This is a genomic window from Burkholderia sp. Bmkn7 (assembly GCF_041103175.1).
Classification (GTDB): domain Bacteria; phylum Pseudomonadota; class Gammaproteobacteria; order Burkholderiales; family Burkholderiaceae; genus Burkholderia; species Burkholderia cepacia.
In genome coordinates this window covers 508,818-526,724 of sequence record NZ_JBGCUH010000003.1, presented here as the reverse complement: position 1 = coordinate 526,724, position 17,907 = coordinate 508,818, and the positions used below count along the sequence as shown (strand labels likewise).

At 59.6% G+C, this 17,907-nt stretch carries 30 protein-coding genes; all 30 read right to left on the bottom strand.

Annotation, left to right across the window (positions count from 1 at the left end; all coding sequences use genetic code 11):
- Positions 1-125 precede the first annotated feature (125 nt).
- The 30 genes from rpoA to fusA all read right to left on the bottom strand — a co-directional run bounded on the left by rpoA (position 126) and on the right by fusA (position 17,839).
- Entirely contained in the window at positions 126-1,103 is a 978-nt protein-coding gene (rpoA, locus tag AB3K92_RS23885; RefSeq protein ID WP_006477176.1) for a DNA-directed RNA polymerase subunit alpha, read from the bottom strand.
- Positions 1,104-1,227: 124 nt separating this feature from the next.
- On the bottom strand, positions 1,228-1,851 hold the full coding sequence (gene rpsD, locus AB3K92_RS23880) for a 30S ribosomal protein S4 (protein WP_021161733.1): 624 nt from the start codon (positions 1,849-1,851) through the stop codon (positions 1,228-1,230).
- A 154-nt stretch (positions 1,852-2,005) separates the two neighbouring features.
- Positions 2,006-2,407 (bottom strand): 30S ribosomal protein S11, encoded by a 402-nt coding sequence (rpsK, locus tag AB3K92_RS23875; RefSeq protein WP_004197937.1) that lies wholly within the window; start codon positions 2,405-2,407, stop codon positions 2,006-2,008.
- 28 nt (positions 2,408-2,435) lie between these two features.
- On the bottom strand, positions 2,436-2,801 hold the full coding sequence (gene rpsM, locus AB3K92_RS23870; protein ID WP_006400641.1) for a 30S ribosomal protein S13: 366 nt from the start codon (positions 2,799-2,801) through the stop codon (positions 2,436-2,438).
- Between the two features lie 38 nt (positions 2,802-2,839).
- Positions 2,840-2,956, bottom strand: coding sequence for a 50S ribosomal protein L36 (gene rpmJ / locus AB3K92_RS23865; protein ID WP_004199844.1), 117 nt, complete (start codon positions 2,954-2,956; stop codon positions 2,840-2,842).
- 20 nt (positions 2,957-2,976) lie between these two features.
- Positions 2,977-3,195, bottom strand: a complete 219-nt coding sequence (gene infA / locus AB3K92_RS23860; protein ID WP_004521905.1) for a translation initiation factor IF-1 — start codon at positions 3,193-3,195, stop codon at positions 2,977-2,979.
- Positions 3,196-3,203: 8 nt separating this feature from the next.
- A complete protein-coding gene (secY, locus tag AB3K92_RS23855; protein WP_006482915.1) occupies positions 3,204-4,553 on the bottom strand; it encodes a preprotein translocase subunit SecY in 1,350 nt (449 codons plus the stop codon).
- Positions 4,554-4,594: 41 nt separating this feature from the next.
- Positions 4,595-5,029 carry a 50S ribosomal protein L15 gene (gene rplO / locus AB3K92_RS23850; RefSeq protein ID WP_006482880.1) on the bottom strand — a complete coding sequence of 145 codons (435 nt, stop codon included), beginning with the start codon at positions 5,027-5,029 and terminating at the stop codon, positions 4,595-4,597.
- A gap of 26 nt (positions 5,030-5,055) precedes the next feature.
- Complete coding sequence (gene rpmD, locus AB3K92_RS23845; protein ID WP_006400644.1) at positions 5,056-5,238, bottom strand: 50S ribosomal protein L30; 183 nt, start codon at positions 5,236-5,238, stop codon at positions 5,056-5,058.
- Between the two features lie 15 nt (positions 5,239-5,253).
- Positions 5,254-5,772, bottom strand: a complete 519-nt coding sequence (gene rpsE / locus AB3K92_RS23840; RefSeq protein WP_006482895.1) for a 30S ribosomal protein S5 — start codon at positions 5,770-5,772, stop codon at positions 5,254-5,256.
- 14 nt (positions 5,773-5,786) lie between these two features.
- Positions 5,787-6,152 carry a 50S ribosomal protein L18 gene (gene rplR, locus AB3K92_RS23835; RefSeq protein WP_006477183.1) on the bottom strand — a complete coding sequence of 122 codons (366 nt, stop codon included), beginning with the start codon at positions 6,150-6,152 and terminating at the stop codon, positions 5,787-5,789.
- A gap of 12 nt (positions 6,153-6,164) precedes the next feature.
- Positions 6,165-6,695 carry a 50S ribosomal protein L6 gene (rplF, locus tag AB3K92_RS23830; RefSeq protein WP_006758786.1) on the bottom strand — a complete coding sequence of 177 codons (531 nt, stop codon included), beginning with the start codon at positions 6,693-6,695 and terminating at the stop codon, positions 6,165-6,167.
- A gap of 18 nt (positions 6,696-6,713) precedes the next feature.
- On the bottom strand, positions 6,714-7,109 hold the full coding sequence (rpsH, locus tag AB3K92_RS23825) for a 30S ribosomal protein S8 (RefSeq protein WP_006477185.1): 396 nt from the start codon (positions 7,107-7,109) through the stop codon (positions 6,714-6,716).
- Between the two features lie 14 nt (positions 7,110-7,123).
- A complete protein-coding gene (rpsN, locus tag AB3K92_RS23820) occupies positions 7,124-7,429 on the bottom strand; it encodes a 30S ribosomal protein S14 (RefSeq protein WP_011350676.1) in 306 nt (101 codons plus the stop codon).
- A 7-nt stretch (positions 7,430-7,436) separates the two neighbouring features.
- Entirely contained in the window at positions 7,437-7,976 is a 540-nt protein-coding gene (gene rplE, locus AB3K92_RS23815) for a 50S ribosomal protein L5 (protein ID WP_006482882.1), read from the bottom strand.
- A gap of 16 nt (positions 7,977-7,992) precedes the next feature.
- The gene (gene rplX, locus AB3K92_RS23810) at positions 7,993-8,301 is read right to left on the bottom strand and encodes a 50S ribosomal protein L24 (RefSeq protein WP_006477187.1); all 309 of its coding nucleotides are present in this window, start codon (positions 8,299-8,301) and stop codon (positions 7,993-7,995) included.
- 9 nt (positions 8,302-8,310) lie between these two features.
- Positions 8,311-8,679, bottom strand: a complete 369-nt coding sequence (rplN, locus tag AB3K92_RS23805) for a 50S ribosomal protein L14 (protein ID WP_006482918.1) — start codon at positions 8,677-8,679, stop codon at positions 8,311-8,313.
- A 309-nt stretch (positions 8,680-8,988) separates the two neighbouring features.
- On the bottom strand, positions 8,989-9,261 hold the full coding sequence (rpsQ, locus tag AB3K92_RS23800) for a 30S ribosomal protein S17 (RefSeq protein ID WP_006477189.1): 273 nt from the start codon (positions 9,259-9,261) through the stop codon (positions 8,989-8,991).
- The gene (gene rpmC, locus AB3K92_RS23795; protein WP_006400652.1) at positions 9,258-9,452 is read right to left on the bottom strand and encodes a 50S ribosomal protein L29; all 195 of its coding nucleotides are present in this window, start codon (positions 9,450-9,452) and stop codon (positions 9,258-9,260) included. Before rpmC ends, rpsQ begins: the two co-directional genes overlap by 4 nt.
- A 9-nt stretch (positions 9,453-9,461) precedes the next feature.
- Positions 9,462-9,878: a 50S ribosomal protein L16 gene (gene rplP, locus AB3K92_RS23790; RefSeq protein WP_006482873.1), complete on the bottom strand. Its 417-nt coding sequence runs from the start codon at positions 9,876-9,878 to the stop codon at positions 9,462-9,464.
- Positions 9,879-9,880: 2 nt separating this feature from the next.
- Positions 9,881-10,681: a 30S ribosomal protein S3 gene (gene rpsC, locus AB3K92_RS23785; protein ID WP_006482899.1), complete on the bottom strand. Its 801-nt coding sequence runs from the start codon at positions 10,679-10,681 to the stop codon at positions 9,881-9,883.
- A gap of 11 nt (positions 10,682-10,692) precedes the next feature.
- Positions 10,693-11,022 carry a 50S ribosomal protein L22 gene (rplV, locus tag AB3K92_RS23780; RefSeq protein WP_004199272.1) on the bottom strand — a complete coding sequence of 110 codons (330 nt, stop codon included), beginning with the start codon at positions 11,020-11,022 and terminating at the stop codon, positions 10,693-10,695.
- 12 nt (positions 11,023-11,034) lie between these two features.
- Positions 11,035-11,310: a 30S ribosomal protein S19 gene (gene rpsS / locus AB3K92_RS23775; RefSeq protein WP_004199273.1), complete on the bottom strand. Its 276-nt coding sequence runs from the start codon at positions 11,308-11,310 to the stop codon at positions 11,035-11,037.
- A 10-nt stretch (positions 11,311-11,320) separates the two neighbouring features.
- Positions 11,321-12,148: a 50S ribosomal protein L2 gene (gene rplB, locus AB3K92_RS23770; RefSeq protein ID WP_006482900.1), complete on the bottom strand. Its 828-nt coding sequence runs from the start codon at positions 12,146-12,148 to the stop codon at positions 11,321-11,323.
- 2 nt (positions 12,149-12,150) lie between these two features.
- The gene (gene rplW, locus AB3K92_RS23765; RefSeq protein WP_004199275.1) at positions 12,151-12,465 is read right to left on the bottom strand and encodes a 50S ribosomal protein L23; all 315 of its coding nucleotides are present in this window, start codon (positions 12,463-12,465) and stop codon (positions 12,151-12,153) included.
- Positions 12,462-13,082, bottom strand: a complete 621-nt coding sequence (gene rplD, locus AB3K92_RS23760; protein ID WP_006477192.1) for a 50S ribosomal protein L4 — start codon at positions 13,080-13,082, stop codon at positions 12,462-12,464. The genes rplW and rplD overlap by 4 nt, the downstream gene beginning before the upstream one ends.
- Positions 13,082-13,732, bottom strand: a complete 651-nt coding sequence (gene rplC, locus AB3K92_RS23755) for a 50S ribosomal protein L3 (protein WP_006482922.1) — start codon at positions 13,730-13,732, stop codon at positions 13,082-13,084. Before rplC ends, rplD begins: the two co-directional genes overlap by 1 nt.
- 178 nt (positions 13,733-13,910) lie before the next feature.
- The gene (rpsJ, locus tag AB3K92_RS23750) at positions 13,911-14,222 is read right to left on the bottom strand and encodes a 30S ribosomal protein S10 (protein WP_004199280.1); all 312 of its coding nucleotides are present in this window, start codon (positions 14,220-14,222) and stop codon (positions 13,911-13,913) included.
- Between the two features lie 284 nt (positions 14,223-14,506).
- Complete coding sequence (gene tuf, locus AB3K92_RS23745) at positions 14,507-15,697, bottom strand: elongation factor Tu (RefSeq protein ID WP_057056448.1); 1,191 nt, start codon at positions 15,695-15,697, stop codon at positions 14,507-14,509.
- Between the two features lie 39 nt (positions 15,698-15,736).
- Positions 15,737-17,839 carry an elongation factor G gene (gene fusA, locus AB3K92_RS23740; protein ID WP_021161762.1) on the bottom strand — a complete coding sequence of 701 codons (2,103 nt, stop codon included), beginning with the start codon at positions 17,837-17,839 and terminating at the stop codon, positions 15,737-15,739.
- Between the last annotated feature and the right edge of the window lie 68 nt (positions 17,840-17,907).

Below are 17,907 nucleotides of genomic sequence, written 5' to 3'. Positions count from 1 at the left end.
TTGATCCAGCTCTTCTATCGCACCTCGATGGGTGCACGGGCCGGTAACGAAAAAAGCAAGATGCGGATTTTAAAGGAAAATCCGCATCTTTGCCAACTACAGCAACAGCAGCGCTACAAGCGGGCTTACTTGTCGAGACCAGCCGGCGGCCAGTTTTCGAGCTTCATGCCCAGCGTGAGACCGCGCGAAGCGAGCACTTCCTTGATCTCGTTGAGCGACTTGCGACCGAGGTTCGGCGTCTTCAGCAGCTCGTTTTCCGTGCGCTGGATGAGATCGCCGATGTAGTAGATGTTCTCGGCCTTCAGGCAGTTCGCCGAACGAACCGTCAGCTCGAGATCGTCCACCGGACGCAGCAGGATCGGATCGATCTGCGGTGCACGCGACGGCGCTTCGGCTGCCGTTTCCGTGCCTTCCAGCGCCGCGAACACGGACAACTGGTCGACCAGGATGCGGGCCGATTGACGGATCGCTTCTTCCGGCGTGATCACACCGCTCGTTTCGATGTTCATCACGAGCTTGTCGAGGTCGGTACGCTGCTCGACACGTGCGCTTTCAACCGCATAGCTCACGCGGCGAACCGGCGAGAACGATGCGTCGAGGACGATGCGGCCGATGATCTTGGCCGTGTCTTCGCCGTAGCGACGGACGTTGCCGGGCACATAGCCGCGACCCTTTTCGATCTTGATCTGAACGTCGAGCTTGCCACCCTTCGACAGGTGCGCAATCACGTGATTCGGGTTGATGACTTCGCAGTCATGAGCCAGCTCGATATCGCCGGCCGTGACAACGCCTTCACCTTCCTTGCGCAGCGTAACCGTCACTTCGTCACGGTTATGCAGCTTGAACACCACGCCCTTCAGGTTCAGCAGCAGGTTGACGACGTCTTCCTGCACGCCATCCAGCGTCGAGTACTCGTGCACCACGCCCGCGATCGTCACTTCGGTCGGCGCGTAGCCAACCATCGACGACAGCAGCACGCGGCGAAGCGCATTGCCCAAGGTATGGCCGTAACCGCGTTCGAACGGTTCCATGACCACCCTCGCGTGGTTCTCGCCCAGCGATTCCACGGCGATGATCTTGGGTTTCAGCAAACTGGTTTGCATGGGCTTTCCTTTTCAATACCCTCGGCTCGTTACACCGATAAGGCTGACCGGTAACAACCAGAAAATAAACAGCCGAGGCCCCTCCTTGCGCAACGCAATCGGGGTACCTCGGCCGTCAATCGGATTAACGCGAATACAATTCGACGATCAGGCTTTCGTTGATGTCGCCTGCGATTTCAGCGCGTTCCGGCATTTGCTTGAACGTGCCTTCGAACTTCTTCGCATCGACTGCAACCCAGCTCGGCATGCCGCCTTGCTCGGCCAGCGACAGCGCTTCGACGATACGCGCTTGCTTCTTCGCCTTTTCGCGGATCGCGACGATGTCACCCGCCTTCACTTGCTGCGACGGGACGTTTGCGACGACGCCGTTCACGGTGATCGACTTGTGGCTCACCAGCTGACGCGCTTCAGCGCGGGTCGAGCCGAAGCCCATGCGATACACGACGTTGTCGAGGCGCGACTCGAGCAGTTGCAGCAGGTTTTCACCCGTGTTGCCCTTGCGGCGGTCGGCTTCAGCGAAGTAGCGACGGAACTGACGCTCCAGCACGCCGTAAATGCGCTTGACCTTCTGCTTTTCACGCAGCTGCGTACCATAGTCGGACGTACGTGCGCCCGAGGTACGGCCGTGCTGGCCCGGCTTGCTGTCGAGCTTGCACTTGTCGGCGAGCGAGCGGCGCGCGCTCTTCAGGAACAGGTCGGTGCCTTCACGGCGGGACAGCTTGGCCTTAGGGCCGATATAACGTGCCACTTTGCATTCCTTTATCAATCAGTCACGCGGATCGAAATCCGCGCTAGTTCGCTCCCTTTGGGGCGAACGGTGGGCTTAGTCAATCAAAAAAGCAACGCCCGTCGACGCTACGCGGCGACAGGCAATGTGCCAGCACGAACGTGCCAGCACATCTTTAGATACGACGACGCTTCGGCGGACGGCAGCCGTTGTGCGGAATCGGGGTGACATCCGAAATCGCGGTGATCTTGATGCCGAGGCCGTGCAGTGCGCGCACTGCCGACTCACGGCCCGGGCCCGGGCCCTTGATCCGCACTTCCAGATTCTTCACGCCGTATTCCATCGCGACGCGGCCAGCCGACTCGGCTGCGACCTGGGCAGCGAACGGCGTCGATTTGCGCGAGCCCTTGAAGCCCTGACCGCCCGACGTCGCCCATGCCAGTGCGTTGCCTTGGCGATCGGTGATCGTGATGATCGTGTTGTTGAACGACGCGTGAACGTGAACCACGCCTTCAGCGACGTTCTTCTTAACCTTCTTGCGAACGCGTTGCGCCGCGGTGTTCGAAGCCTTAGCCATTACGTTTTCCTGTAACTGTCAGTTCCGCTTACTTCTTCAGCGCTTGCGCTGCACGACGCGGACCCTTGCGAGTACGTGCGTTCGTACGCGTACGCTGACCGCGCATCGGCAGGCCCTTGCGATGACGAACACCACGGTAGCAACCGAGGTCCATCAGGCGCTTGATGTTCATCGTCACTTCACGGCGCAGATCGCCTTCGACGACAAACTTGCCCACTTCTTCACGCAGCTTTTCCAAGTCTGCGTCGGTCAAGTCCTTGACCTTCTTCGAAAAATCGACGCCAGCTGCCACGCAGATGCTGCGCGAACGGGTGCGGCCGATACCGAAGATAGCCGTCAGGCCAATCTCGGTATGCTGGTGATTCGGGATGTTAACCCCTGCGATACGAGCCATTGTTTTTCCTCAAACAAAAAGCGCAAACAAACGCGCGGTCAGCCTTGGCGCTGCTTGTGGCGCGGATCCGAGCTGCAGATCACGCGAACGACGCCTTTGCGCTTGATGATCTTGCAATTGCGGCAAATGCGCTTAACCGATGCCATCACTTTCATGATAATACCCTTTTTTCAAATCACTTCGCCCGGAACACGATCCGCGCACGAGACAGATCGTAAGGCGTCAATTCAACCGTCACCTTGTCGCCCGGGAGAATGCGGATGTAGTGCATCCGCATCTTTCCGGAGATATGCCCCAACACGACATGGCCGTTTTCCAGCTTCACGCGGAAGGTCGCATTCGGGAGGTTTTCGATCACCTCGCCCTGCATCTGGATTACATCGTCTTTGGCCATAGTCCTTATTAACGCATTGGGATGTTGCCGCCCTTGAAGTTAGCCTTCTTGAGCAGTGACTCATACTGTTGCGACATAACGTACGACTGCACCTGCGCCATAAAGTCCATCGTGACGACGACAATGATCAGCAGCGACGTTCCACCAAAATAAAACGGCACGTTCCAGCGCAGCACCAGGAATTCCGGCAGCAGACACACGAAGACGATGTAGATCGCACCGGCCAGCGTCAGACGCGTGAGGATGCGGTCGATATATCGTGCGGTCTGATCGCCCGGACGGATACCCGGAACAAACGCGCCGCTCTTCTTCAGGTTGTCTGCGGTTTCCCTGCTGTTGAACACCAGTGCGGTGTAGAAGAAGCAGAAAAACACGATCGCCAGCGTGTACAGCAACACATAGACCGGCTGGCCCGGCTTCAGCGCTTCCGCAACGTTATGCAACGTGTTGGAAATCCAGCTTCCCGTCGGCTGACCGGTACTGAACCAGCCGAGAATCGTTGCCGGGAACAGAATGATCGACGATGCGAAGATCGGCGGAATCACACCCGACATGTTCAGCTTCAGCGGCAGATGCGACGACTGCCCACCGTAGATCTTGTTGCCGACCTGGCGCTTCGCGTAGTTCACGAGGATCTTGCGCTGCCCGCGTTCGATGAACACGACCAGGTAAGTCACCGCGGCAATCAGGACGACGATGATGATCGCCGAAATGATGCTCATCGAACCCGTACGCACCAGCTCGAACAACCCACCGACGGCATTCGGGAACCCTGCTGCGATCCCGCCGAAGATGATGATCGAGATACCGTTGCCCAGACCACGCTCGGTAATCTGCTCGCCGAGCCACATCAGGAACATCGTGCCGGTAACCAGCGTCACGACCGTCGTCAGACGGAACAGCATGCCGGGATCGGTGACGAGGCCCGGCTGGTTTTCCAGCGCAGCCGCGATACCGAACGCCTGGAAGGTCGCGAGCACGACGGTGAAATACCGTGTGTACTGCGTGATCTTCCGTTGCCCTGCCTGCCCTTCCTTCTTCAGCGCCTCGAGCTGCGGCGATACGATCGCCAGCAACTGCATGATGATCGACGCCGAAATGTACGGCATGATCCCCAGCGCAAAGATCGTGAAGCGGGAAAGCGCGCCACCCGAGAACATGTTGAACATGCCCAGGATGCCGCCCGCCTGGCTCTGGAACAGCTTAGCCAGTTGATCCGGATCGATGCCCGGCACGGGAATGTGCGCGCCGATGCGATAGACGATCAGCGCCAGGAGCAGGAACATCGCTCGCCGGCGCAGATCGCCGAATTTCGCCGTGCTTCGACCGGGTTTTGCAAGACTCGGGCTGTTAGCCAAGTACCTTCTCCGATGAATGCAAATGACGACGCGCTAGCGTGTCACTCGGCGAACGAACCGCCAGCCGCTTCGATCGCAGCACGCGCACCCTTGGTGGCACCGAGACCCTTCACGACGATCTTGCGCTTCAGTTCGCCCGTCGCGATGATCTTTGCGCTCTTCGTCAGCTCGCCGACCAGGCCGGCTTGCTTCAGTGCGAGCAGATCGATCTCATCGACCGGCAGCTTCTCGAGGTCGCCCAGGCGCACTTCACCGACGAATTCCTTCGTCAGCGACGTGAAGCCGCGCTTCGGCAGACGACGTTGCAGCGGCATCTGACCGCCTTCGAAACCGACTTTGTGGAAGCCGCCCGAACGCGATTTCTGACCCTTGTGACCACGGCCAGCCGTCTTGCCGAGGCCCGAACCGATGCCACGGCCGACGCGACGCTTGGCGTGCTTGGCGCCAGCTGCCGGCTTCAGGTTATTCAATTCCATATCAACTCCTTGATCCGTAGGGCCGCTTACGCGATGACCTTAACGAGGTACGAGACCTTGTTGATCATGCCGCGGACCGCCGGCGTGTCCTGAAGCTCGCTGACCGAGTTGAGTCGGCGCAGGCCCAGGCCACGCACGGTCGCGCGGTGCGATTCGCGGGTCCCGATCAGGCTCTTAACGAGCTGAACCTTGACAGTTTTTTCAGACATGGTGACCACCCGGGCTTAGCCCAAAATTTCTTCGACGGACTTGCCGCGCTTCGCCGCGATGTCTGCCGGGGTGGACTGCTTGCGCAGACCGTCCAGCGTGGCGCGAACGAGGTTGTACGGGTTCGTCGAACCGTGGCTCTTTGCCACGACGTTCTGAACGCCCATCACGTCGAACACTGCGCGCATCGGGCCGCCGGCGATCACGCCCGTACCTGCCTTCGCCGGAGCGAGGAGGACAGCGGATGCGCCATGCTTGCCGTGCACTTCGTGTTGCAGCGTGCCGTTCTTGAGCGGCACCTTGAACATGTTGCGGCGAGCTTGTTCCATTGCCTTCTGGACAGCGACCGGCACTTCCTTCGCCTTGCCCTTGCCCATACCGATGCGGCCATCGCCGTCGCCAACCACGGTCAGTGCGGCGAAGCCGAGAATACGGCCACCCTTCACGACCTTGGTCACGCGGTTGACCGAAATCATCTTTTCGCGAAGGCCGTCGTCGCGCTCGTCAGCCTGAACTTTCGCTTGCATCTTTGCCATGACGAATTCCTTCCTTAGAACTTGAGCCCAGCTTCGCGAGCTGCCTCAGCCAGCGCCTTGACGCGGCCGTGGTAGCGGAAGCCCGAGCGGTCGAAGGCGACGGATTCGATGCCGGCAGCCTTTGCCTTCTCGGCAATACGCTTGCCGATCAGCGTCGCGGCATTAACGTTGCCGCCCTTGCCCGACTTGTCGGCCAGTTCAGCGCGCACTTCTGCTTCGAGCGTCGACGCGCTGGCGAGCACCTTGGTGCCGCAGGGCGAGAACACTTGAGCGTAGATGTGCGTGTTCGTGCGATGCACGGCGAGACGCGCGACCTGCAGCTCAGCGATCTTGATACGCGTCTGGCGAGCGCGGCGCAGGCGAGATTGAGTCTTATCCATGATTGCGCACCCTTACTTCTTCTTCGTTTCTTTGAGGATCACAACCTCGTCGGAATAGCGCACGCCCTTGCCCTTGTACGGCTCCGGCGGACGGTAACCGCGAACTTCCGCAGCTACTTGACCGACTTGTTGCTTGTTGATCCCCTTGATCACGATTTCGGTTTGCGTCGGGGTTTCTGCCTTGACGCCTTCCGGCATCTGGTGCACCACCGGGTGCGAGAAACCCAGCGACAGGTTCAGCTTGTCGCCTTGCGCTTGCGCACGATAACCGACGCCAACCAGCGTCAGCTTGCGCTCGAAACCCTTGGTCACGCCGTGCACGGCATTCGCGATGATCGCGCGCATCGTGCCCGACAGTGCATTTGCTTCGCGGCTTTCGTCCACCGGCGACAGGTTCAGCGTGCCGTCGTTGTTCGCCACGTTCACGAGCGGATTGATCGCTTGCGTGATGGTGCCCAGCGGGCCCTTGACGGTGATCGCACCGTCGGCCAGCTTGACTTCCGCGCCTTGCAGCGCGATCGGGCTCTTACCTACTCGAGACATGTTTCTCTCTCCTCGGCTTTAAGCGACGTAGCAGATGACTTCGCCGCCGACGCCAGTAGCGCGCGCCTTGCGGTCGGTCATCACGCCCTTCGGCGTCGACACGATTGCCACGCCCAGGCCGTTCATGACCTGCGGAATGTCGTTACGGCCGCGGTACACGCGCAGACCAGGCTTCGACACGCGCTCGAGGCGTTCGATGACCGGGCGACCTGCGTAGTACTTCAGCGCGATATTCAGTTCGGACTTCGCACCTTCCGCCTTGACAGCGAAATCGTCGATGTAACCTTCGTCCTTCAGGACTTGCGCGATTGCAACCTTGACCTTCGACGAGGGCATCGCAACCGATACCTTCTCGACCATCTGCGCGTTGCGGATGCGAGTCAGCATATCGGCGATAGGATCACTCATGCTCATTTACGTTTCTCCTATTACCAGCTCGCCTTGGTCAGGCCAGGAATCTCGCCACGGAATGCGATTTCACGAATCTTGTTACGCGCGAGGCCGAATTTACGGAACGTGCCACGCGGACGGCCCGTGATCGCGCAGCGGTTACGCTGGCGGGTCGGGTTTGCGTTGCGGGGCAATTGCTGCAGCTCAAGGCGTGCTTCGTAGCGCTCTTCTTCCGACTTGCTTTGGTCTTCAACGATCGCCTTCAGCGCATCGCGCTTTGCTGCGAACTTCGCGACCAGGCGGGCGCGCTTCTTTTCACGTTCGATCAGTGCCAGTTTAGCCACGGTAACCTCAGTTTCTGAACGGGAACTTGAAGCTGGCGAGCAGAGCCTTTGCTTCGTCGTCGGTCTTCGCAGTCGTCGTGATGCTGATGTTCAGCCCACGCAGTGCGTCGATCTTGTCGTAGTCGATTTCGGGGAAAATGATCTGCTCTTTCACACCGATGTTGTAGTTGCCACGGCCATCGAAAGCACGACCCGACACGCCGCGGAAGTCACGCACGCGGGGCAGGGCAACCGTCACGAAACGGTCGAGGAATTCGTACATTGCACGGCCACGCAGCGTCACCATCGCGCCGATCGGGTAACCCTGGCGGATCTTGAAGCCTGCGATTGCCTTGCGTGCCTTCGTCACGACCGGCTTCTGACCAGCGATCTTCGTGAGGTCGCCAACGGCGTTCTCGATGATCTTCTTGTCAGCGATCGCTTCGCCAAGACCCATGTTCAGCGTGATCTTGGTGATGCGCGGCACTTCCATGACCGACTTGTAACCGAACTTCTCGATCAGGCCGGGCACAACCTTTTCTTTGTAAAACTCTTGAAAACGAGCCATTTTTTACTCCGCTGCGTCAGGCGCTCAGTACGGCACCGGTCGTCTTCAGGAAGCGAACCTTCTTGCCTTCCTCGACCTTGATGCCAACACGCGACGCCTTGCCATTCGCGTCGACCAGTGCGACGTTCGAAATATGCAGGGGCATCGTCTTCGCTTCCACGCCACCCGTCGTACCCTTCATCGGGTTCGGCTTCACATGCTTCTTGACGAGGTTGATACCTTCAACCGTCACATGCTCTGCACCGACAGCCAGCACGACGCCGCGCTTGCCCTTGTCCTTGCCAGTGACGACGATGACTTCGTCACCTTTGCGAATCTTGTTCATCGCGACTCCTTACAGCACTTCCGGCGCCAGCGAAACGATCTTCATGAATCGTTCGCTACGCAGCTCACGCGTCACCGGCCCGAAGATACGGGTGCCGATCGGCTCGAGCTTGTTATTCAAAAGCACAGCGGCGTTGCCGTCGAACTTGATCAGCGAGCCGTCTTGACGGCGCACGCCCTTGGCGGTGCGGACCACCACGGCGTTGTAAATTTCGCCTTTCTTCACGCGCCCGCGCGGCGTTGCCTCTTTGACGCTCACCTTGATGATGTCGCCAATGCCGGCATAACGACGCTTCGAGCCGCCGAGCACCTTGATGCACAGGACTTCACGTGCACCCGTGTTGTCGGCTACTTCGAGCCGAGATTCGGTCTGGATCATGGTTTGTCTTTCCCAACTTAATCCGGATGCACCACCATGATGCATTCGGTCAGTCTTGGTCCCGTCAGCCAATCGGCTGCTTGGGTTGGAACAGCAGCGACGGCAAACGAAACCCGCCATCGCAATTCGGTGAATCTTTCGGACAGGCAGGCGCCAGTCCGCTTCCCCCACCAACTTCGCCCGCGACGGGGCTCCCATAAAGAGGGAAGACCAGGATTATAACAAATAACCCTGGTCACGCAAGCAAAAACTTTGCGATTTCAAGCACTTCGTGGAGAAGTGCCCGTTACTGCCTACTGCGCTGCCCGCTTAGATGACGCGAGCGGCTTCGACGAGGCGCGACACCGTCCAGGCCTTCGTCTTCGAAACAGGACGAGTTTCCTGGATTTCGACGAGATCGCCTTCGTTGTAGGTGTTCGCTTCATCGTGCGCGTGGTACTTCTTCGAGCGCACGACATACTTGCCGTAGATCGGATGCTTGACGCGGTGCTCGATCAGCACGGTGACGGTCTTGTCCATCTTGTTGCTGACGACCCGACCGACCAGCGTCCGCTTCAGCGAGGTTTTCACGCTATCGTTCATTTCTGGTTCGCCTTCTGAGTCATGACGGTCCGCACACGTGCGATGTCGCGACGAACCTTCTTCAGCTGGCTCGTGTTCGTGAGCTGCTGGGTCGCGAGTTGCATGCGCAGGCCGAATTGCGCCTTCAGCAGGTCCGCCAGCTCCTTGTTGAGCGCGGCCTGGTCTTTCTGGAGAAGTTCGGAAGCCTTCATGTTTTCTCCTTAGGCGCCGAGCTGGCGCACGATGAATGCCGTCTTCAGCGGCAGCTTGGCTGCAGCCAGACGGAACGCTTCGCGTGCCAGTTCTTCGGTTACGCCGTCCATTTCATAGAGCATCTTGCCCGGCTGAATCTCGGCGACGTAGTACTCCGGGTTACCCTTACCGTTACCCATACGCACTTCGGCCGGCTTCTGCGAAATCGGCTTGTCCGGGAAGATCCGGATCCAGATGCGGCCGCCACGCTTGATGTGACGCGTCATTGCACGACGCGCCGCTTCAATCTGACGTGCGGTCAAACGACCGCGACCGATCGCCTTCAGGCCGAATTCACCGAACGACACTGCGTTGCCGCGCGTCGCCTTGCCGGTGTTACGACCCTTCTGCTCTTTACGATACTTTCTGCGTTTCGGTTGCAGCATCGTTATTCTCCAGTCTTGCCGTCTTCGGGCTTGCCGGCGCCACGGCGCGGTGCGCCACGACGAGCACCCGGAGCGCCGCCTTCGCCGTCACGGCGCGGACGACGGTCGCCCGGACGCGCATTGCGACGCGGACGCTTGTCTTCGGCTACTTCTTCCACCACCGGTGCGTCGTTGCGGCCGAGCGTATCGCCCTTGTAGACCCACACCTTGACGCCGATGATCCCGTAAGTCGTCTTCGCTTCCGAAGTCGCGTAGTCGATATCAGCACGCAGCGTGTGAAGGGGCACGCGACCTTCGCGATACCACTCCGTACGAGCGATTTCGATACCGTTCAGACGGCCTGCGCTCATGATCTTGATGCCTTGGGCACCCAGACGCATCGCGTTCTGCATCGCACGCTTCATCGCGCGACGGAACATGATCCGGCGCTCGAGCTGCTGCGTGATCGAGTCAGCGATCAGCTGAGCATCGGTTTCCGGCTTGCGGATTTCTTCGATGTTGACGTGAACCGGCACGCCCATGCGGCGTTGCAGTTCCGTCTTCAGCTGTTCGATATCCTCGCCCTTCTTGCCGATGACCACGCCCGGACGCGAGCTGTAAATCGTGATGCGCGCGTTCTTCGCCGGACGCTCGATGACCACCCGACCGACCGAAGCGTTCTTCAGCTTCTTCTTCAGGTATTCACGAACACCGATGTCTTCCTGCAGCATCGCCGCGAAATTGTTGTTGTTCGCGTACCAACGCGAAGCCCAATTGCGGCTGACAGCCAGGCGGAAGCCAGTCGGATGAATTTTCTGTCCCATCGTATGGCTCCTTAATTCCCGACCGTCACAGTGATGTGACAGGATTGCTTCTCGATGCGGTTACCGCGGCCCTTGGCGCGCGCGGTGAAACGCTTGAGCGATGCAGCCTTGTCGACGTAGATGCTCTTGATCTTGAGCTCGTCGATATCAGCGCCTTCGTTGTGCTCCGCATTCGCGATTGCCGACAGCACAACCTTCTTCACGATGCCAGCCGCCTTCTTCGGCGAGAACGTCAGAACGTTCAGCGCCTTGTCGACCGGCAAACCGCGGATCTGGTCAGCCACAAGGCGCGTTTTCTGCGCCGAGATGCGGGCACCGCGATGAATTGCTTTCACTTCCATCTTGATTGCCCCTTATTTCTTGGCCTTCTTGTCGGCTGCGTGACCCTTGAACGTACGGGTCAGTGCGAACTCGCCAAGCTTGTGGCCGACCATGTTTTCCGAGATGTACACCGGAACGTGTTGACGGCCGTTGTGAACAGCGATCGTCAGGCCGATGAAATCCGGCAGAATCGTCGAGCGACGCGACCAGGTCTTGATCGGCTTTTTGTCGCGCGAAGCTGCAGCCGCCTCAACTTTCTTCAGCAAATGGGCGTCGCAGAACGGACCTTTTTTAACAGAACGTGCCATTGCCTACTCCTTAACGCTTGTGACGGCGCTGGACGATCATCGTCGTCGTGCGCTTGTTGCTGCGGGTGCGGTAACCCTTAGCCGGCGTACCCCACGGGCTCACCGGGTCGCGACCTGCAGCCGTCTTGCCCTCACCACCACCGTGCGGGTGATCAACCGGGTTCATCGCAACGCCACGCACCGTCGGGCGGATACCGCGCCAGCGGTTCGCGCCAGCCTTGCCGATCTGGCGCAGGCTATGCTCTTCGTTGCCGACTTCACCGATCGTTGCACGGCACTCGATGTGCACGCGGCGGATTTCGCCCGAACGCAGACGAACCTGCGCGTAGACGCCTTCACGTGCGAGCAGCATGGCCGACGTGCCAGCCGAACGCGCCATTTGCGCGCCCTTGCCCGGCAGCATCTCGATGCAGTGGATCGTCGTACCGACCGGAATGTTGCGGATCGGCAGCGTGTTGCCTGCACGGATCGGCGCTTCCGAACCCGACATCAGCTGTTGGCCGACGGTCAGGCCCTTCGGGGCGATGATGTAGCGACGTTCGCCGTCTGCGTAGAGCACCAGCGCGATGTTCGCGCTGCGGTTCGGGTCGTACTCGAGACGTTCGACCTTTGCCGGGATGCCATCCTTCGTGCGACGGAAATCGACGATACGATAGTGTTGCTTGTGACCACCACCCTTGTGACGCGTGGTGATACGGCCATTGTTGTTACGGCCGGCGGTCGAGCTCTGCGAGTCGAGCAGTGCCGCGAACGGCTTGCCCTGGTGCAGGTTCTTGTTGACCACCTTGACCATCGCGCGGCGACCCGGCGATGTCGGCTTAACTTTAACGATTGCCATGATTACTTGGCCTCCGCTTCAAAGTTGATTTCCTGGCCGGGCTTCAGGCAAACGTACGCCTTCTTCACGTCCTTGCGGCGGCCCATCGAACGGCCGAAGCGCTTTTGCTTGCCCTTCTGAACCAGCACGTTGACGGAATCAACTTCAACCTTGAACAGCAGCTCGACAGCCGCCTTCACTTCCTGCTTCGTGGCATCCGGTGCGACTTCGAACACGACTTGCTCGTTCTTGTCGGCAACCAGCGTCGCCTTTTCCGAGATCACCGGTGCGAGCAGGACCTGCATCAAACGATGATCGTTCTTGCGAATCTCGCTCATGACAGCAACTCCTCGATCTGGGCGACCGCAGCCTTCGTGACCAGCACTTTCTTGAAGTAGATCAGCGACAGCGGGTCAGCGTAGCGCGGCTCGACAATCGCCACGTGCGGCAGGTTGCGCGAAGCCAGGTACAGGTTCTCGTCAACCGTGTCGGTGATGATCAGCACGGAGTCGAGACCCATGGTCTTGAATTTGTCGGCCAGCAGCTTGGTCTTCGGCGCTTCGAGGATGATGTCCTCGACGACCGACAGACGGCCTTCACGGGCCAGCTGCGAGAAGATCGAGCAGAGACCTGCGCGATGCATCTTCTTGTTGACCTTGTGCGAGAAGTTTTCTTCCGGCGAATTCGGGAAGATACGACCACCGCCACGCCACAGCGGGCTCGACGACATACCGGCACGAGCACGGCCCGTACCCTTCTGGCGCCACGGCTTCTTGGTCGTGTGCTTGACTTGCTCACGGTCCTTCTGTGCGCGGTTACCCTGGCGAGCATTCGCCTGGTAAGCGACGACGACCTGGTGGATCAGCGCTTCGTTGTAGTCACGACCGAACACGACGTCCGATGCGTTGACCACTGCACCTTCCTGACCATTTTCGTTCAGGAGCTTGAGTTCCATTATTTCGCCCCCTTGGTCTTGACGGCCGGCGTCACGAAGACCTTGCCGCCCTTCGCGCCCGGAATCGCACCCTTCACGAGCAGCAGCTTGCGCTCTGCGTCGATACGAGCGATTTCGAGGTTCTGCACCGTCACCGTCACGTCACCCATGTGACCCGTCATGCGTTTACCCGGGAAAACACGACCCGGATCCTGCGCCATACCGATCGAGCCCGGCACGTTGTGCGAGCGCGAGTTACCGTGCGTCGCACGGCCGGAGGAGAAGTTGTAACGCTTGATCGTACCGGCGTAGCCCTTACCGATCGACACGCCTTGCACGTCGACCTTCTGGCCCACTTCGAAAAGATCAGCACCGACCACGGCGCCATTCGACAGCTCAGCTGCCTTGGCCGCGTCAATGCGGAATTCCTTGAGGATTTCACCGGCTTCGACACCGGCTTTGGCGAGATGACCTGCCAGCGGCTTCGTCACGCGCGATGCACGACGGGAGCCGAATGCAACCTGCACGGCCGTGTAGCCGTCGGTTTCAACAGTCTTGATCTGCGTCACGCGGTTGTCCGACACGTCCAGCACGGTGACGGGAATCGAATCCCCTTCAGCCGTGAAGATACGGGTCATGCCAACCTTGCGACCTACGAGTCCAAGGCTCATCATTTTCTCCATTCCCGACTGCGATTGGTCGGGGCTGATTTACAAAATGCCGGGCACGCAAGGCCCAACTTTTTTACGCGAATACGCGAAAAGCCAAGCAGTATAGCCCGACTTCTCGATTTCCGCAAGCAATACAAAGACTTAGCGCCACCCGGCAAGCCGGAAGGCGCCGAAAGCCTTACTGCAGCTTGATTTCCACGTCGACGCCAGCCGGCAGGTCGAGCTTCATCAGCGCGTCAACCGTCTTGTCGGTCGGATCGACGATGTCCATCAGGCGCTGGTGGGTACGGATTTCGAGCTGATCGCGCGACGTCTTGTTGACGTGCGGCGAACGCAGGATGTCAAAACGCTGAATGCGCGTCGGCAGCGGCACCGGGCCACGGACGATTGCGCCAGTCCGCTTCGCGGTATCGACGATTTCGGCAGCCGATTGATCGATCAGACGATAGTCGAAAGCCTTCAGGCGAATGCGGATTTTCTGTTGCTGCATGACGATTCCTTGAAAAGAGCGAGGCGATGTTGCACCGCCGGACACTAAAAGAACGCGAAACCTGCTGCCTGCGGGGAGCGAAGCGACAGGTTCCGAACGGTACTTCCACTGCTAAGCCCGCGATTCTACACGAAAAATCGGAGAGGTGGTGCGGGTTTGTCAATGTGCGGACGGCACGCCATAAAGAAAAACCGGGTGCCAGCGCAAGCTGAACACCCGGTTTCGACGGTACAACTGCATACCGTGGGATCGCGGATCCCGGAAGGACCCGCGGATCGTCGATCTTAGTCGAGGATCTTGGCGACGACGCCAGCGCCGACCGTACGGCCGCCTTCGCGGATTGCGAAGCGCAGACCTTCTTCCATCGCGATCGGAGCAATCAGCTTCACCGTGATCGACACGTTGTCGCCCGGCATCACCATTTCCTTGTCCTTCGGCAGCTCGATCGAGCCCGTCACGTCCGTCGTACGGAAGTAGAACTGCGGACGGTAGTTGTTGAAGAACGGCGTGTGACGGCCGCCTTCGTCCTTGCTCAGCACGTACACTTCAGCCGTGAAGTGCGTGTGCGGCGTGATCGAACCCGGCTTCGCCAGAACCTGGCCACGCTCCACGTCTTCACGCTTCGTGCCGCGCAGCAGGATACCGACGTTGTCGCCTGCCTGACCTTGGTCCAGCAGCTTGCGGAACATTTCAACGCCCGTGCAGGTCGTCTTCACCGTCGGCTTGATACCGACGATTTCGATTTCTTCGCCGACCTTCACGATGCCGCGCTCGACACGACCCGTCACCACCGTACCACGGCCCGAGATCGAGAACACGTCTTCCACCGGCATCAGGAACGCGCCGTCAACTGCACGCTCCGGCGTCGGGATGTACGTGTCCAGCGCGTCTGCCAGGCTCATGATCGCCACTTCGCCCAGCTCGCCCGTGTCGCCTTCCAGCGCCAGCTTGGCCGAACCCTTCACGATCGGCGTGTCGTCGCCCGGGAAGTCGTACTTCGACAGGAGTTCGCGAACTTCCATCTCGACCAGCTCGAGCAGTTCAGCATCGTCCACCATGTCGCACTTGTTCAGGAACACGATGATGTACGGAACGCCAACCTGACGCGCCAGCAGGATGTGCTCACGCGTTTGCGGCATCGGGCCGTCTGCTGCCGAGCAAACCAGGATCGCGCCGTCCATCTGCGCTGCGCCCGTGATCATGTTCTTCACATAGTCAGCGTGGCCCGGGCAGTCGACGTGTGCGTAGTGGCGGTTAGCCGTTTCGTACTCGACGTGTGCCGTGTTGATCGTGATGCCGCGCGCCTTTTCTTCCGGTGCCGCGTCGATCTGGTCGTACGCCTTCGCTTCGCCGCCGAATTTCTTCGTCAGAACCGTCGTGATCGCTGCCGTCAGCGTCGTCTTGCCGTGGTCAACGTGACCAATCGTACCAACGTTCACGTGCGGCTTGGTCCGCTCGAATTTACCTTTTGCCATGATTCTCTTCTTTCAAAAATTATCGATTGAGATAGCGAATTACTTCGACTTCGCGCTGATGATCGCATCAGCAACGTTGCGCGGAGCTTCAGCGTAGTGCTTGAACTCCATCGTGTACGTTGCACGACCTTGCGTCAGCGAGCGCAGCGACGTCGAATAGCCGAACATTTCCGACAGCGGCACTTCGGCGCGCACGATCTTGCCGCCGCCAACCATGTCTTCCATGCCCTGGACGATACCGCGACGGCCCGACAGGTCGCCCATCACGTTGCCCATGTAGTCTTCCGGCGTCTCGACTTCGACAGCCATCATCGGCTCGAGGACGACCGGGTTCGCCTTGCGCATTGCTTCCTTGAACGCCATCGAACCGGCCATGCGGAACGCGTTTTCGTTCGAGTCAACGTCGTGGTACGAACCGAACGTCAGGTGAACCTTCACGTCAACGACCGGGAAGCCGGCGAGCACGCCCGACTTCAGCGTGTCCTGGATACCCTTGTCGACCGCCGGGATGTATTCACGCGGAATCACACCACCCTTGATCTCGTCGAAGAACTCGTAGCCCTTGCCTTGTTCGTTCGGCTCGAGCGTGATGACCGCGTGACCGTACTGGCCGCGACCACCCGACTGCTTGACGAACTTGCCGTCGACGTCCTTCGCCGTCGAACGAATCGTTTCGCGGTATGCAACCTGCGGCTTGCCGACGGTCGCTTCCACGCCGAATTCACGCTTCATCCGGTCGACCAGAATTTCGAGGTGGAGCTCGCCCATGCCCGAAATGATGGTCTGGCCCGACTCTTCGTCGGTCTGCACGCGGAACGACGGATCTTCCTGTGCCAGACGGTTCAGCGCCAGGCCCATCTTTTCCTGGTCAGCCTTGGTCTTCGGCTCGACAGCCTGCGAAATCACCGGCTCCGGGAACACCATGCGCTCGAGCACGATCGGGTTTGCCGGATCGCACAGCGTGTCGCCGGTGGTCGCTTCCTTCAGGCCGACCGCAGCAGCGATGTCGCCTGCACGGACTTCCTTGATTTCTTCACGCTGGTTCGCGTGCATCTGCAGAATACGGCCGAGGCGTTCCTTCTTGCCCTTGGTCGAGTTCAGCAGCGTGTCGCCCGAGTTGACGACGCCCGAGTACACACGGAAGAAGATCAGCTGGCCGACGAACGGGTCGGTCATGATCTTGAACGCGAGCGACGAGAACTTCTCGTCGTCCGACGCCTTGCGCTCAGCTTCTTCACCGTTTTCGAGCTCGCCCTTGACCGGCGGGATGTCGACCGGCGACGGCAGGAAGTCGATCACGGCGTCGAGCATACGCTGCACGCCCTTGTTCTTGAACGCGGTACCGCACAGCATCGGCTGGATTTCGCACGCGATCGTACGATCACGCAGCGCCTTGACGATGTCGGCTTCCGGCAGATCGCCTTCTTCCAGGTACTTGTTCATCAGGTCTTCGCTGGCTTCAGCAGCCACTTCGACCATCTTTTCGCGCCATTCCTTGCAGGTCTCTGCGAGCTCGGCCGGGATGTCGACGTAGTCGAACTTCGTGCCTTGCGACGCTTCGTCCCAAATGATCGCCTTCATCTTGATCAGGTCGACGACGCCCTTGAAGTTTTCTTCCGCGCCGATCGGCACCACGACCGGAACCGGGTTCGCCTTCAGGCGCAGACGGAGCTGGTCGTAGACCTTGAAGAAGTTCGCGCCGGTACGGTCCATCTTGTTGACGAACGCGAGACGCGGCACCTTGTACTTGTTAGCCTGGCGCCACACCGTTTCCGACTGCGGCTGCACGCCGCCCACTGCGCAGTACACCATGCACGCGCCGTCGAGCACGCGCATCGAACGCTCCACTTCGATCGTGAAGTCGACGTGGCCCGGGGTGTCGATGATGTTGATGCGGTGTTCCGGATAGTTGCCGCCCATGCCCTTCCAGAAGGCCGTGGTAGCAGCGGACGTGATCGTGATGCCACGCTCCTGTTCCTGCTCCATCCAGTCCATCGTGGCTGCGCCGTCGTGGACTTCACCGATCTTGTGGTTCACACCGGTGTAAAACAGAATGCGCTCGGTCGTCGTCGTTTTGCCGGCGTCGATGTGAGCGCTAATACCGATATTGCGGTAGCGCTCGATAGGAGTCTTGCGAGCCACTTTGATCCTCTACTGGGATGACACGATGCAGCCCTGCTGCATCATGCTTCAACACAAACGGGCGAGGC

Coding starts and splice junctions, on each gene's coding strand:
- rplX (WP_006477187.1), bottom strand. CDS start 8,301: ATGAACAAGATTCGCAAAGGTGACGAAGTCATCGTCGTCACTGGCAAG.
- rpsE (WP_006482895.1), bottom strand. CDS start 5,772: ATGGCAAAGATGCAAGCGAAAGTTCAGGCTGACGAGCGCGACGACGGC.
- rpmD (WP_006400644.1), bottom strand. CDS start 5,238: ATGTCTGAAAAAACTGTCAAGGTTCAGCTCGTTAAGAGCCTGATCGGG.
- rpsS (WP_004199273.1), bottom strand. CDS start 11,310: ATGGCACGTTCTGTTAAAAAAGGTCCGTTCTGCGACGCCCATTTGCTG.
- rpsC (WP_006482899.1), bottom strand. CDS start 10,681: ATGGGACAGAAAATTCATCCGACTGGCTTCCGCCTGGCTGTCAGCCGC.
- rplP (WP_006482873.1), bottom strand. CDS start 9,878: ATGCTGCAACCGAAACGCAGAAAGTATCGTAAAGAGCAGAAGGGTCGT.
- rplC (WP_006482922.1), bottom strand. CDS start 13,732: ATGAGCCTTGGACTCGTAGGTCGCAAGGTTGGCATGACCCGTATCTTC.
- rplV (WP_004199272.1), bottom strand. CDS start 11,022: ATGGAAGTGAAAGCAATTCATCGCGGTGCCCGCATCTCGGCGCAGAAA.
- rplO (WP_006482880.1), bottom strand. CDS start 5,029: ATGGAATTGAATAACCTGAAGCCGGCAGCTGGCGCCAAGCACGCCAAG.
- infA (WP_004521905.1), bottom strand. CDS start 3,195: ATGGCCAAAGACGATGTAATCCAGATGCAGGGCGAGGTGATCGAAAAC.
- rplD (WP_006477192.1), bottom strand. CDS start 13,082: ATGGAACTCAAGCTCCTGAACGAAAATGGTCAGGAAGGTGCAGTGGTC.
- rpsK (WP_004197937.1), bottom strand. CDS start 2,407: ATGGCTAAGGCTTCGAACACCGCGGCGCAACGCGTTCGCAAGAAGGTT.
- rplE (WP_006482882.1), bottom strand. CDS start 7,976: ATGGCTCGTTTTCAAGAGTTTTACAAAGAAAAGGTTGTGCCCGGCCTG.
- rplB (WP_006482900.1), bottom strand. CDS start 12,148: ATGGCAATCGTTAAAGTTAAGCCGACATCGCCGGGTCGCCGCGCGATG.
- rplF (WP_006758786.1), bottom strand. CDS start 6,695: ATGTCTCGAGTAGGTAAGAGCCCGATCGCGCTGCAAGGCGCGGAAGTC.
- rpmJ (WP_004199844.1), bottom strand. CDS start 2,956: ATGAAAGTGATGGCATCGGTTAAGCGCATTTGCCGCAATTGCAAGATC.
- rpsJ (WP_004199280.1), bottom strand. CDS start 14,222: ATGCAGCAACAGAAAATCCGCATTCGCCTGAAGGCTTTCGACTATCGT.
- tuf (WP_057056448.1), bottom strand. CDS start 15,697: ATGGCAAAAGGTAAATTCGAGCGGACCAAGCCGCACGTGAACGTTGGT.
- rpoA (WP_006477176.1), bottom strand. CDS start 1,103: ATGCAAACCAGTTTGCTGAAACCCAAGATCATCGCCGTGGAATCGCTG.
- rplN (WP_006482918.1), bottom strand. CDS start 8,679: ATGATCCAGACCGAATCTCGGCTCGAAGTAGCCGACAACACGGGTGCA.
- rpmC (WP_006400652.1), bottom strand. CDS start 9,452: ATGAAGGCTTCCGAACTTCTCCAGAAAGACCAGGCCGCGCTCAACAAG.
- rpsH (WP_006477185.1), bottom strand. CDS start 7,109: ATGAGCATGAGTGATCCTATCGCCGATATGCTGACTCGCATCCGCAAC.
- rplR (WP_006477183.1), bottom strand. CDS start 6,152: ATGGATAAGACTCAATCTCGCCTGCGCCGCGCTCGCCAGACGCGTATC.
- rpsM (WP_006400641.1), bottom strand. CDS start 2,801: ATGGCTCGTATCGCAGGGGTTAACATCCCGAATCACCAGCATACCGAG.
- rpsQ (WP_006477189.1), bottom strand. CDS start 9,261: ATGAACGATAGCGTGAAAACCTCGCTGAAGCGGACGCTGGTCGGTCGG.
- rplW (WP_004199275.1), bottom strand. CDS start 12,465: ATGAGCGAGATTCGCAAGAACGATCATCGTTTGATGCAGGTCCTGCTC.